Here is a 13,302-nt window from a genome sequence, read left to right as displayed (position 1 = left end):
AGCTGGCTTGCCTGCGATAGCCGTCTGTCAGTGGATAGGCGTTTTGCTGAAACACCGCTATCGCAGGCAAGCCAGCGGCCACATTCATCGCATCACAGCAGCGAAATCGGATAGCTGATAAAAATCCGATTCTCATCAAATTCATTGTTGCTGAAGTCCCGACGCAGGGTCGAATTCCTCCACCGCACGTTCAAGTCCCTCAGCGCGCCGCTTTGCACGGTGTAGGCCAGTTCCGATTCGCGTCCCCATTCCTTGCCGTCGGTGATCGCCCCGGTGTGCACGTTACTGCCGCTGATATAGCGGTTCATCATGGTCAGCCCCGGAATGCCAAGCACCACAAAGTTGAAGTCATGGCGCACCTGCCAGGATTTTTCCTTGGCGTTATCGTAGCTGGCGTTGTAACTGTCGTTGGCGAGTGTGCCGCCGCTGGTGCCGTTGACCCGCATCCACAGGCTGTCACCGGTGAGTTTTTGCAGGCCGACATAAAACGTGTTGCCGTTGTAGCGTGCCGAGAGCAGGGCGGACACGGTCTTGTTATCGAGGTCTCCGGCCAGGGCGCTGCCGTCTTCCTTGCCGTTGAAATAACCGAGGTTGGCGCCCAGGGTCCAGTTGCCTACCGGCTGGCTGTGGGTCAGGTTGAAATACTGCTGCTGGTAGATATCCGTCAGCTCGGCATACCAGACGCCGACCTGTGTGCGCTTGTCGTTGAAGCTGTACTCGCCGCCGCCAAAGTTGAAACGGTCGGAGGTGAACGCGGCTTTGCCGTTCATGAACATGGCTTCCATGCTCGCGTCATTACGGGGGCTGTTGCCGCGAAACTGCCCGCCGTAGAGCGTCAAGCCGGCAATTTCATTGGACGTGACCTGACCACCGCGAAAGGTCTGGGGCAGCGAGCGGCCGTCGTCCGAACGCAGGATCGGCAGCACCGGCATCCATTCGCCGACTTTCAGTTCGGTCTTCGACAGTTTGGTTTTCAGGGCCACGCCCAGACGGCCGAAATTGTCGGCGGGCCGGCCGTCGCTGTGGATCGGCAGCAGCTGCGTGCCGCCGGTGCCTTTGCCGCCATCGAGCTTTTGCGAATACAGGCCCAGCACATCAATCCCAAAACCCACAGTGCCCTGGGTGAAGCCGGATTTGGCATCGAGGATGAAGTTTTGCGTCCACTCCTCGGCCTTGGCCTGCGGGTAGGTCGGGTTGGTGAAGTTACGGTTGAAGTAGGCGTTGCGCAGGTTGAGCGTGGCTTTGGCGTCTTCAAAGAAACCGTCGGCCTGGGCGCTGAGGGGCAGGGTGAACGCCAGGCTGCCGAGACCGATAAGGCCGATACGCGAGGAGGAATTGCGGGCGAATTGATTCACAGAGAAGCTCCCTTTTTCTTTTGTTGTTTTTATTATTTGTTATACGTTGTCGTACAACATTTGACGGGATATTTACGGGGTTTTCGTAGGGTGTCAAGCGGAAGTTGTACGATGACGTGGTGTGTTTCGATCAAAAGCAGGCACAGTTAATGTAGTTGCTGGCTTGCCTGCGATGTAGACACCTCGGTGCATCAGGTGCACCGAGTGGATGCCATCTCAGGCAAGCCCGCTCCCACATCGATTGCATGTCAAAAGAGATGTTCAGTTGGCCATGACCATCGGCGGAAGGGTGCCCAGGAGCGAAACGGCGGCAACTGCACACACCCCCAATCCCCACTCCAGCATCACACTGGCCTTCAAACTGGCCCGGCGCTCTTCGCAGCGCTCAATACGCAACCGGTTCAGCAACGCCAACGCCAGCATGCCCAGCACCAGCAGCACTTTGATCAACAGAATCAGCGCGAACCCGTTGAACAGCGGTGTGGGCCACAGTTGCCCGGTCAGTACGCGCACGTTGATCAAGCCCGTCACCAGCAACCCGCCGACCAGGCCATAACCCACGCCGCTGAAGCGCTTGAGGATCGGCTGCAGCGCATAACCCTGCGGCTGCCTGAAGATCAGCACCAGCACGAGCAGCCCGCCGAGCCACGCGCCGACGCACACCAGGTGCACCACTTGGTTGAGGATCAGAAATTGCCCGCTCAAGCCATTGAGCATGGCGCCATGGCCCACAGGTGCCAGCGTTGCCAACAGCAGCGCAGTCAGTGGCAGGCGCAGGGCGGACCAGGGTTTGATCAGCGCGATCACCAGCAACAGGTTCAGCAGCAGATGCCAGACCCACACCTGGCCGAAAAAGGTCTTGCCCAGCACCAACTGCACGGTGGCCGGTTGCAAGGCCGCGTCCCAGCTGCCGGCCATGCTGGCGGTGATCAGCAGCAGCCAGGCCACGCCAGAGCCCAGCCCCAGCCAGGCCAGCGCGCGGGTGAGGCGCAGCAGTTGCCGGTCCAGCGCCGGCTGCGGTTCAGCGCCCAATAGCCAGGGCCTGAACACACAGGCCCCGAACATCAACAGCACGACGATGAAATGCAGGAAGCGGCACAGCACCAGCAGGGTCGCCATGGGTTATTGGCCGACCTTGAAGCTGTAACTGCCTTCACTCTTGTGGGTGTCCACGGACACGGCGTGCCATTCCACTTTGTAGGTGCCGGCCGCCAGCGGTGCCGCCGGCGTGACCACCAGGACTTTCTTGTCGGCGTCCGGGGTTTCCAGGCCTTTGATCGCGACTTCGGTGCCGTCCTTGCTCAGGGACACTTTGGTGAACGTCGCTTCAACGCCTTCGGTGAAGGTCAGGCGCAGGTCGGCGGGCGCGGCGACGGAGCTGTCAGCCGCCGGTGTCGAACTCTTGAGGTGGGCATGGGCAAAGGCTGCCGAGGCGCCCAGCAAGGAGGCGAGCAGGGCGACGGTGGTCAGGGTTTTCTTGATCAACATTGTTCAATACCTTCAGGTTTAGGGAGTCGGTAAGGCCATGTGCAGCAAGGGAAAGGGTTTGCCTTCGCCATCCAGCGGCGAGCGCGCGACCTGGATAAAACCATAGTGCAGGTAGAAGCCCACGGCCTGCGGGTTTTGTTCGTTCACATCCACCGTCAGCGTGTCGTGGCGTGCGCGGGCGTGGTCGAGCAATTGGCGGCCGATGCCCTGGCCACGGCGATCGGGGTCGATAAACAGCATTTCTACATTGTGGCCGCCGGTGCCGATAAAACCGGCTATGCCGTTCTGGTCTTCATAGACCCAAACATCGAGGGCCGGCATCGGCAGGTAAGCGTCGCGTACCAGTGGCAGCAAACGCTGGATGTCATCCTCGGGGAGGAAGTCATGGGTGGCCCGCACCGAGCGCTCCCACAGTGCTCCCAGCACTGGGTCGTCGGCGGCCACGCGAGGTCGGATAGTCATGGCAATGATCCTTCATGGGGATCGCGATCCTAACCAATCCGTTTTGCAGGGGAAAGGTTCGCGTAAGAAGTTTCATTATGCCCTGTCGCCGCGATCTAGAGCCGATGGTAGTCTTGAGGCCATGTTGTTGTCGGGGAGCCCTTATGGGCAATCACAAGATCGGAATTCGGCGGGTCAACGTCGAAAAAATCCTGCTGGCGGCGGAGAAAATCTTCGCTGAAAAAGGCTACGGCAGCACCGCCATGGCTGACATCGCTGAAGAAGTGCAACTGCCACGCTCCAACCTGCATTACTACTTCACCACCAAAAGCGAACTGTACAGCGCGGTGCTGTTCGACCTGCTGGAGCTGTGGAAGCAGGATGCCCTGAGCTTTGAAACCTTTGATGATCCGCGGGTGGTGCTCAGCAGCTACATCCGCGCCAAGATGCAGCGCTCGCGTACGCGGCCCTATGGCTCGAAAGTCTGGGCCAATGAAATCATCCACGGTGCGCCGACGCTCGGTGAGGCACTGGACGAAAGCCTGTACGACTGGGCCAAGATGAAAGAAGCGAAAATTCGCCAGTGGGTGGAGGACAAACGCATCCTGCCGGTGGAACCGTCGAGCCTGCTGTACATGATCTGGGCATCGACCCAGCACTATGCCGACTTTGATCACCAGGTGAAGATTCTGAATGATCACCAGCCGTTGTCGGACATGCAGTTCGAAAAGGCGATTCAGACCGTGACCGCGGTGATTTTGCGCGGGATTGGGTTGGAGCCTTGAGCCTTGTGTGAGGGCTTATGGCCCTATCGCAGGCAAGCCAGCTCCCACAGTTGACCGCGTTTTGCCTGAAGGAATGCTGTCGGCTGTGGGCGCGGGCTTGCTCGCCAAGGCGGTCCAGTGGGGTTGGAGCTTTGAGCCTTGTGTGAGGGCTGATGGCCCTATCGCAGGCAAGCCAGCTCCCACAGTTGACTGCGTTTTGCCTGAAGGAATGCTGTCGGCTGTGGGCGCAGGCTTGCTCGCCAAGGCGGTCCAGTGGGGTTGGAGCCTTGAGCCTTGTGTGAGGGCTGATGGCCCTATCGCAGGCAAGCCAGCTCCCACAGTTGACTGCGTTTTGCCTGAAGGAATGCTGTCTGCTGTGGGCGCAGGCTTGCTCGCCAAGGCGGTCCAGTGGGGTTGGAGTCTTGAGCCTTGTGTGAGGGCTGATGGCCCTATCGCAGGCAAGCCAGCTCCCACAGTTGACCGTGTTTTGCCTGAAGGATTGCTGTCGGCTGTGGGCGCAGGCCTGCTCGCAAGGCGGTCCAGTTGGGCTGGAGCCTTGAGCCTTGTGTGAGGGCTTATGGCCCTATCGCAGGCAAGCCAGCTCCCACAGTTGATGGGTGAACACATTCAAGTGTGGGAGCTGGCTTGCCTGCGATAGCGGTCTACAGGACTACACCGCCTCCCGATACGGATTACGTGGGTCCTGTGTCCAATTCAAAAACGGCTTGCCCGTCTCCATCGGCACCATCTCGATGCAATCGGCCACCGGGCAGGTGATCTGGCACAAATTGCAGCCCACGCACTCATCATCGATCACCTCGTATTTATGCGTGCCATCCAGTTGCTTCAAGCTCGCGATAGCCTGGTGCGACGTGTCCTCACAGGCAATGTGGCAACGGCCACAGCCAATGCAGGCTTGCTGGTCAATCTTGGCGATCACCTGATAATTGATATCCAGGTACTTCCAATCGGTGGTATTGCCCACCGCCCGCCCGGAAAATTCCTGCAGGCTTTTGTAGCCTTGGCTGTCCATCCACCGCGATAGGCCGTCCTTCATCTCTTCCACAATCCGAAACCCATGCAGCATCGCCGCCGTGCACACCTGCACCGCGCCGCAACCCAGCGCGACGAATTCCGCCGCGTCGCGCCAGTTGCCGATGCCGCCAATCCCGCAGATCGGCAGGCCTTGGGTCTGCGGGTCGCGGGCGATTTCCGCGACCATGTTCAACGCGATCGGCTTCACGGCCGAGCCGCAATACCCGCCATGGGTACTTTGGGTGCCGACCACCGGCAGGGCGACCATGCGCTCAAGGTCGACACTGGTGATGGAGTTGACGGTGTTGATCAGCGACACCGCGTCCGCACCGCCGCGATACGCCGCACGCGCGGCCACGCGGATGTCAGTGATATTGGGCGTGAGCTTGACGATCACCGGCAGCGAGCAATACGTCTTGCACCACCGCGTCACCTGCTCCACGTACTCCGGCACCTGGCCGACCGCTGCGCCCATGCCTCGCTCGGGCATGCCGTGGGGGCAACCGAAGTTCAGCTCGATGCCGTCGCAGCCGGTGGCTTCCACCAGCGGCAGGATGTTTTTCCAGGATTCTTCAACACAGGGCACCATCAGCGACACAATCAGCGCGCGGTCCGGCCAGTCCTTTTTCACCTGTGTGATTTCGCGCAGGTTGATCTCCAGCGAGCGGTCGGTGATCAACTCGATGTTATTGATGCCCAACACTTCACGGTTGGCGCCGAAGTGCGCCGAGTAGCGTGACGACACGTTGACCGCCGCCGGGTCTTCACCGAGGGTTTTCCAGACCACGCCGCCCCAGCCGGCTTCAAAGGCGCGGACCACGTTGTAGGCCTTGTCGGTGGGCGGTGCGGAGGCCAGCCAGAACGGGTTGGGGGCTTTGATACCGGCGAACACAATCGAGAGATCGGCCATTACGCAGCCTCCACATTCAGCATGAGTTGGGCGTGCATGGCTTCAGCCGCCAGCTTGCCGTGTTGTACCGCCTGCACGGTGAGGTCCTGGCCAAGGCTGACGCAATCGCCGCCGGCGTACACCCCGGGAATACTGGTGCGCAGGTGTTCGTCAACAAAGATGCGTTCGCCCACGCGGTGCAGTTGCTGGGCCAGCGGGTCGTGCAATGCCTCGTTGTCGAAGCCCTGACCGATGGCTTTGAAAATCGCATCGGCAGCCAGTTCAAAGGTCTCGCCGGTAGGGTGCAGGCGGCCGTTGTCCATGCGTGTGCGAGCGAAGCGCATGCCGCGCACGTGGCCTTGATCATCGAGCAACACTTCTTCGGGTTGGGCCCAGGTCAGCAGGCGCACCTGATTGGCCTTGGCGATGTCCTGCTCATGGTGGGTGGCGCCCATGTCCGCCAAGCCACGGCGGTACACCAGGTTCACATCGCGGGCGCCGAGGCGGGCCATTTGCACGGCCATGTCGATGGCGGTGTTGCCCGCGCCAAGCACGATGCAGCGGTCGGCCAGCGGCAGTTGGGTAAGGTCATCGGCCTGGCGCAATTCGCGGATGTAGTCGGTGGCGGCCAGCAGGCCGGGGGCGTCCTCGTGTGGCAGGCCGAGCTGTTTGCTGGCGGCGAGGCCGAGGCCAAGAAACACGGAGTCGAATTGCTGGTGCAGCTCGCTCAAGGTCAGGTTGTCACCCAGGCGCTGGCCGTGGCGGATCTCGATGCCGCCAATCTGCAGGAGGAAATCCAGTTCCTTCTGGGCAAAGTCATCCACCAGTTTGTACTTGGCGATTCCGTATTCATTCAGGCCGCCGGCTTTTTCCCGCGCTTCGAAAATCACCACGTCATGGCCGTGCAGGGCGGCGCGATGCGCACAGGCCAACCCCGCAGGCCCGGCGCCGACCACGGCGATGCGCTTGCCGGTGGGCGCGGCGCGCTGGAAGGGGTGTTCGCTGAAGTGCGCATTGTCGATGGCGTAGCGTTGCAACAGGCCGATCAGCACTGGCGCGCATTCTTCGGCGTTGTTACGCACGCAGGCCTGCTGGCACAGAATTTCGGTGGGGCAAACCCGTGCGCAACTGCCGCCGAGGATGTTGGCCGAAAGAATCTTCTGCGCCGCGCCCTGAACGTTTTCAGTGTGGATATTGCGAATGAACGACGGGATATCGATCTCGCTAGGGCACGCATTGACGCACGGCGCGTCGTAGCAATACAGGCAGCGCGACGCTTCAAGTGAAGCCTGGCGCGCATTGAGGGGCGGCGCCAGGTCGGTGAAATGGCTGGCGAGTGTCGGCCCATCTTCATGGGGATGGGGGAGGTGGGTCAGGGTCTGGATCACGGTTTGGCCTCACGGTTATTGAGGTGCTGCCTCTGATGGGCATTGGTTTTTGTGTTGCCTGGGCTGGCCTTGTCGCAGGCAAGCCAGCTCCCACAGTTGGATTGTGTAAACCCGATCGAATGTGGGAGCGAGCTTGCCCGCGATTGGCGGTATCAGCGTTTCACAGCGACAGGCCTGGAATGCTCCGCCCGCTTGCTCAACTGCTCGAACACCGACGGGTATGCCGGGCGTTCTACATAGCGCCCGGCGCCGCGTTCGGCGCGCAGGTCGCCATCGGCCCAGACCAGCTTGCCCTGGCTGACGGTGTGGCTCGGCACGCCGCGTACGGTCTTGCCTTCGAAGATATTGAAATCGACTTTCTGGTGGTGGGTCTTGGCCGAAATCGTCCGCGTACCCTCGGGGTCCCACAGCACCAAGTCAGCATCGGCACCCACGCGAATCGCGCCTTTGCGTGGGTAAAGATTGAAGATCTTTGCAGTATTGGTGGAAGTCAGCGCGACAAATTCCTGCATCGACAGGCGCCCGGTGTTGACGCCTTCGTGCCACAGCAACGCCATGCGGTCTTCGATACCGGCAGTGCCGTTGGGGATTTTGCTGAAATCGTCACGGCCGGCGGCTTTTTGCTCGGCGCAGAAGCAGCAATGGTCGGTGGCGGTGGTGTGCAGGTTGCCCGATTGCAGGCCGTGCCACAGCGCCTCCTGATGCCCGCGCGGGCGGAATGGCGGGCTCATCACGTAGCCGGCAGCGGTTTGCCAGTCAGGGTGTTGGTAAACGCTGTCGTCGAGCAGCAGGTGGCCGGCGAGCACTTCGCCGTACACCGCCTGGCCCTTGCCACGGGCATAGGTGATTTCATCCAGCGCCTCCTTGGTCGATACGTGCACCAGGTACAGCGGCGTGCCGATGGTTTCGGCGATACGAATCGCACGGCTGGCGGCCTCGCCTTCGACCTGGGACGGGCGCGACAGCGGGTGCGCCTCCGGCCCGGTGATGCCCTGGGCCATCAGCTTGCGTTGCAGGTGATACACCAGCTCGCCGTTTTCTGCGTGCACCGTCGGCACTGCGCCGAGTTCAAGGCAGCGCTCGAAGCTGGCGACCAGGGTGTCATCAGCCGCCATGATCGCGTTCTTGTAGGCCATGAAATGCTTGAAGCTGTTAATGCCGTGGTGGCTGACCAGTTCGGCCATTTCCTCGCGCACCTGTTCGCTCCACCAGGTGATCGCCACGTGAAAACCGTAGTCGGAGGCAGACTTTTGCGCCCAGCCGCGCCACTGGTGGAAGGCTTCCATCAAGGATTGCTGCGGGTTGGGAATCACAAAGTCGATGATCGAGGTGGTGCCGCCCGCCAGGCCTGCCGCGGTGCCACTGAAAAAGTCTTCACTGGCCACAGTGCCCATGAAGGGCAATTGCATGTGCGTATGCGGATCGATGCCGCCGGGCATCAAATATTGGCCACTGCCATCGAGTATTTCAGTGCCGGCGGGAATATCCAGATCCGTGCCAATAGCGCGAATTAGACCGCCTGCGCAAAACACATCGGCGCGGTAACTTTCATCATGGGTAATAACGGTGGCGCCACGGATCAACAGCGACATGTCGAGTTCCTCACAGGCTTGACCGGCTTGTGCCAGTTCTAAGTGTTGTAATGCTGCTTGCCGATGAACAATTAAATCCTGTCATCGGTGACAGGAATAGAAACTAGCCGGAGTTTTTCGAATGAGCAAGAAGATTTTTTATAAGCTTATATTTGTTTTAAGTTATTGATTAATAACGATAAAAATATAAATTCACCAAAATGTGGCGACCGTTCACCATTTTGACGCACTTGACAGGTTCTTGATTTGAGCAACATTTCTTATTGCAAATCAGACGCTTGAGATATGCCCCTTGACGGCGACAGGAAATAAAAATAATTGTGTTGCACCAGATTGAGTCCTGACAGTTCGGCAACTTCGCATTATGTAGCCTGAGTGAGGCGGCAAGTTCCGAAGGCGCAATCGGAAAGCTGATTAACATCAGCACGTTATATAAGCGGTGCGGGTTCAAGGTGGCAGGTCGGCACGGTTATTGAGTGCAGTGGCGGCTGGCCGGGCCCGTGATGTCATGTTGTTTACGAGGTACTCCGGCCACCCTGCGCTTAGCGTTGGGTGAGCAACAATAATTCGAAAAAACCGTGGAGCGGCCATGCAACAGAACAGATCGCAAGTCATTGAACGCAACGGCCTGTACGAACTCGACGCCGGCGCCGACGTCCTCGACAGCCCCCGCTACAACCACGACATGGCACCGACCAAGGTGCACGAACGCACCTGGAACAAATGGCACATCACCGCGCTGTGGATCGGCATGTCGATCTGCGTGCCCACCTACACGCTCGGCGGGGTGCTCACCGCCTACTTCGGCTTGTCGGTGGGCGAGGCGCTGATGGCGATTTTGCTGGCCAATATCGTGGTGCTGATCCCGCTGACCCTTAACGCGTTTCCCGGCACCAAGTACGGCATTCCGTTTCCCGTCTTGTTGCGTTCTTCGTTTGGCATCCTCGGCTCCAACGTACCGTGCCTGATTCGCGCGCTGGTCGCGTGCGGCTGGTTTGGCATTCAGACAATGTTCGGCGGGCTGGCAATTCACCTGTTTCTGGGCTCGATTTTCGAGGGTTGGAAATCCCTTGGCGGTACCGGTGAAGTCATCGGTTTCATGATTTTCTGGTGCCTGAACCTGTGGGTGGTGCTGCGCGGCGCCGAGTCGATCAAACGCCTCGAAACCCTGTCTGCGCCGTTGCTGGTGGCGGTGGGGATCGGCCTGCTGGTGTGGGCAATGCCGAACGTGTCAATCAGCGAGCTGATGGCGATTCCACCCAAGCGCCCCGAAGGCGCGAGCCTCACCGGTTACTTCATGGCGGGGCTCACGGCGATGGTGGGTTTCTGGGCGACATTGTCGCTGAATATTCCCGACTTCAGCCGCTACGCCAAAAGTCAGAAGGACCAGATTCTCGGGCAGATTTTCGGCCTGCCGCTGACCATGTTCCTGTTCGCTGCCCTTGGCGTGATCATGACCGCCGCGTCGGTGAAACTGGTGGGCGTCAGCGTCTCCGACCCGGTGACCTTGATCGGGCACATCCAGAGCCCGGTGTGGGTGGCCATCGCCATGCTGCTGATCATCATCGCCACCTTGTCCACCAACACTGCGGCGAACATCGTCTCACCGACCAACGACTTCCAGAACATCGCGCCCAAGCTGATCAACCGCACCACTGCGGTGATCCTCACTGGCCTGGTGGGGCTTGCGTTGATGGGCCATGAACTGCTGAAAAAACTCGGGCTGATCGTCTCGGACGTGAGCCTGGAAACCGTGTATTCGAACTGGTTGCTGGGCTATTCAAGCCTGCTGGGGCCGATTGCCGGGATCATGGTGGTGGACTACTTCATCACCCGCAAACAGCAGCTCGACCTGGCCGGCTTGTACCGTGACGACGTGTACCCGGCGTGGAACTGGAGCGGTTTTATCGCCTTCGGCGTGCCCGTGGTGCTGACCTTGCTGTCGCTGGGCAGTGATGCGTTCAGCTGGTTCTACAGCTATGGCTGGTTTACCGGATCGGCGCTGGGTGGGTTGTTGTATTACGGGTTGAATGCCAAACGTGGTATCAGCCCAGTCACCGCTAAATCACCTTTGTAAAAACGGCCAATGTAGGAGCTGGCTTGCCTGCGATTGCATCACCTCGGCTCTGCAGGAATATCGAGCCGCCTGGAGCGCAGGCAAGCCAGCTCCCACACATATCGGCTCCCCCTATTTGAGCGAGTCAATTCATAAGAACAGTAGCCTGAGGAGATCCCCATGAACGCTGCCATCGACGTGCTGCAATCCACCCATCAGCACATCAACCGCGACCGCTTGTGGCAGTCGCTGATGGACCTGGCCAAATTCGGCGCCACACCCAAAGGCGGTGTGTGCCGACTGGCCCTTACCGACCTTGATCGCAAAGCTCGTGACCTGTTTGTGCAGTGGTGCGAGGAAGCCGGTTGCACCGTGACCGTCGACGGCATCGGCAACATCTTCGCCCGTCGCCCGGGTCGCAATCCCAACTTGCCGCCAGTGATGACGGGCAGCCATATCGACACCCAGCCCACGGGCGGCAAGTTTGACGGTTGCTTCGGCGTGTTGGCGGGTGTGGAAGTGCTGCGCACGCTCAATGACCTCAAGATCGAAACCGAAGCACCGCTGGAAGTGGTGGTGTGGACCAACGAGGAAGGCTCACGCTTTCCGCCGTGCATGATGGGCTCTGGCGTGTTTGCCGAAAAATTTACCCTGGCCGAGACCTTGGCCAAGGTGGATGTGGAGGGCGTGAGCGTGGGGGATGCGCTCAATGCCATTGGCTATGCGGGCACGCGGCCGGTCAGCGGGCATAAAGTCGGGGCTTACTTCGAGGCGCATATCGAACAAGGGCCGATTCTTGAGGATGAAAAGAAAACCATCGGCGTGGTGTTGGGGGCATTGGGACAGAAGTGGTTCGACCTGAAACTGCGCGGTGTTGAGGCGCATGCCGGGCCTACGCCGATGCACTTGCGCAAGGATGCGTTAGTGGGCGCGGCGGCCGTGGTGGCGGCGGTGAATGCGGCGGCGCTGGGGCATCAGCCGCATGCGTGTGGCACTGTCGGTTGCCTGCAGGCGTATCCCGGCTCGCGCAACGTGATTCCGGGTGAGGTGCGCATGACCCTGGACTTGCGTCACCTGGAACCGGCACGCCTGGATTCGATGATTGCCCAGGTGCGCAAGGTGATTGACGAAACCTGTGCCAAGCATGGGCTGACGTTTGAGCTGGAACCCACCGCCGATTTCCCGCCGCTGTATTTCGATAAAGGCTGCGTGGACGCTGTGCGGGATGCGGCGAATGGGCTGGGGCTGTCGAACATGGACATTGTCAGCGGGGCAGGGCACGACGCGATCTTCGTCGCCGAACTCGGCCCGGCCGGGATGATCTTTGTGCCGTGCGAAGGCGGCATCAGCCACAACGAAATCGAGAACGCCGCACCGGATGACCTTGCGGCGGGGTGTGCGGTGTTGTTGAGGGCGATGGTGGCGGCTTCGGCGGCGATCGCCAGCGGCAAGCTGGCTGCCTGACCGGCGGTTGAAAAATGTGGGAGGGGACTTGCCCCCGATGGCAGTGGGTCATTTAGCTGAGCTGGCTCTGATACACCGCGATCGGGGGCAAGCCCCTCCCACCTTTGAACGGGTTTGCTGGGCGCTAGATCCAAATCGCGTCCCATAAAGGGTAGTCGCCAATCCGTTCCACCAACCCGGCCCGCAGTGGATTGGCCACCACATACCTGGCCATCTTCACCACGTCATCTTCCTTACGCAGCGCTCGGTCATGGAAACTTTCCTGCCAGAGCCTTCCCTTGCGCCCACTTGCGCCATTGACGGACCGCGTGCTCTTGGATTTCACATGCCGCATCAAATCCGCCAGCGAGCCTTTTTGCAGTTCGATAATCCAGTGGAAATGGTCCGGCATGATCACCCACGCCAGGGAGTTGGCGAGTCCTTGGTATTGGGCCAGCCGAAATTGCCAGACCACCAGGCGACCCAGATGGAAATTGCTAAAGATGGGAAGACGTTCGTAAGTGTTGGTGGTGATGAGGTAGATGCGGTTGGGTTCGCTGAAGCGTCCAATGCGCAGGCGGTGTGAAGCGGGTAAGTCAGGCATTCCTTGGCCTCTCTCTGGATGGGTGTTGAGAGGCTAGATCGAGTAATCCAGGAGTGATCGACAGGCTTTTGGCAGGATGTGTCTGGAGGGACGCCATCGGGGGCAGGCCCCCTCCCACATTGGATCTGAGGTGTTCATACATGTTGTGTCTGGCGCAGAACCCCTGTGAGAGGGGCAAGCCCCCTCCCACATTGGATCTGAGGTGTTCATACATGCTGTGTCTGGCGCAGAACCCCTGTGAGAGGGG

Annotated in this window: 11 protein-coding genes; 3 read left to right on the top strand and 8 right to left on the bottom strand. The window is 60.0% G+C overall.

Annotated elements, in window-relative coordinates; translation table 11 throughout:
* Nucleotides 1-92: 92 nt before the first annotated feature.
* The 4 genes from AACV02_RS16285 to AACV02_RS16270 form a co-directional block, all read right to left on the bottom strand.
* Entirely contained in the window at nt 93-1,355 is a 1,263-nt protein-coding gene (locus AACV02_RS16285) for an OprD family porin (RefSeq protein ID WP_119735692.1), read from the bottom strand.
* 261 nt (nt 1,356-1,616) lie between these two features.
* A complete protein-coding gene (gene copD, locus AACV02_RS16280; protein WP_119735690.1) occupies nt 1,617-2,474 on the bottom strand; it encodes a copper homeostasis membrane protein CopD in 858 nt (285 codons plus the stop codon).
* A 3-nt stretch (nt 2,475-2,477) separates the two neighbouring features.
* Nucleotides 2,478-2,843 carry a copper homeostasis periplasmic binding protein CopC gene (copC, locus tag AACV02_RS16275; protein ID WP_106578862.1) on the bottom strand — a complete coding sequence of 122 codons (366 nt, stop codon included), beginning with the start codon at nt 2,841-2,843 and terminating at the stop codon, nt 2,478-2,480.
* Between the two features lie 18 nt (nt 2,844-2,861).
* Nucleotides 2,862-3,305, bottom strand: a complete 444-nt coding sequence (locus AACV02_RS16270; RefSeq protein ID WP_106578861.1) for a GNAT family N-acetyltransferase — start codon at nt 3,303-3,305, stop codon at nt 2,862-2,864.
* A 143-nt stretch (nt 3,306-3,448) separates the two neighbouring features.
* On the opposite strand from AACV02_RS16270, the gene AACV02_RS16265 reads away from it, so the two are divergent.
* A complete protein-coding gene (locus AACV02_RS16265; protein WP_119735688.1) occupies nt 3,449-4,069 on the top strand; it encodes a TetR/AcrR family transcriptional regulator in 621 nt (206 codons plus the stop codon).
* Between the two features lie 649 nt (nt 4,070-4,718).
* Here the strand turns inward: AACV02_RS16265 and preA are convergent.
* From preA to hydA, 3 genes are all read right to left on the bottom strand, one after another.
* On the bottom strand, nt 4,719-5,993 hold the full coding sequence (gene preA, locus AACV02_RS16260) for an NAD-dependent dihydropyrimidine dehydrogenase subunit PreA (protein ID WP_119735684.1): 1,275 nt from the start codon (nt 5,991-5,993) through the stop codon (nt 4,719-4,721).
* The gene (locus AACV02_RS16255; RefSeq protein WP_119735682.1) at nt 5,993-7,360 is read right to left on the bottom strand and encodes an NAD(P)-dependent oxidoreductase; all 1,368 of its coding nucleotides are present in this window, start codon (nt 7,358-7,360) and stop codon (nt 5,993-5,995) included. Before AACV02_RS16255 ends, preA begins: the two co-directional genes overlap by 1 nt.
* Nucleotides 7,361-7,512: 152 nt before the next feature.
* Nucleotides 7,513-8,952 carry a dihydropyrimidinase gene (gene hydA, locus AACV02_RS16250; RefSeq protein ID WP_106578857.1) on the bottom strand — a complete coding sequence of 480 codons (1,440 nt, stop codon included), beginning with the start codon at nt 8,950-8,952 and terminating at the stop codon, nt 7,513-7,515.
* Nucleotides 8,953-9,541: 589 nt separating this feature from the next.
* Here hydA and AACV02_RS16245 point away from each other — a divergent pair.
* Together AACV02_RS16245 and AACV02_RS16240 are read left to right on the top strand one after the other, a co-directional pair.
* Entirely contained in the window at nt 9,542-11,029 is a 1,488-nt protein-coding gene (locus AACV02_RS16245; RefSeq protein ID WP_119735680.1) for an NCS1 family nucleobase:cation symporter-1, read from the top strand.
* A 159-nt stretch (nt 11,030-11,188) separates the two neighbouring features.
* Nucleotides 11,189-12,472 carry a Zn-dependent hydrolase gene (locus AACV02_RS16240; RefSeq protein ID WP_119735678.1) on the top strand — a complete coding sequence of 428 codons (1,284 nt, stop codon included), beginning with the start codon at nt 11,189-11,191 and terminating at the stop codon, nt 12,470-12,472.
* Nucleotides 12,473-12,596: 124 nt separating this feature from the next.
* Here AACV02_RS16240 and AACV02_RS16235 read toward each other — a convergent pair whose 3' ends face one another.
* Entirely contained in the window at nt 12,597-13,055 is a 459-nt protein-coding gene (locus AACV02_RS16235; RefSeq protein ID WP_119735676.1) for an REP-associated tyrosine transposase, read from the bottom strand.
* Between the last annotated feature and the right edge of the window lie 247 nt (nt 13,056-13,302).

The sequence above is a fragment of the Pseudomonas sp. Larv2_ips genome, assembly GCF_963879675.1.
In the GTDB taxonomy this organism is placed as follows: Bacteria; Pseudomonadota; Gammaproteobacteria; order Pseudomonadales; family Pseudomonadaceae; genus Aquipseudomonas.
This window is presented reverse-complemented; position numbering and strand designations above follow the sequence as displayed.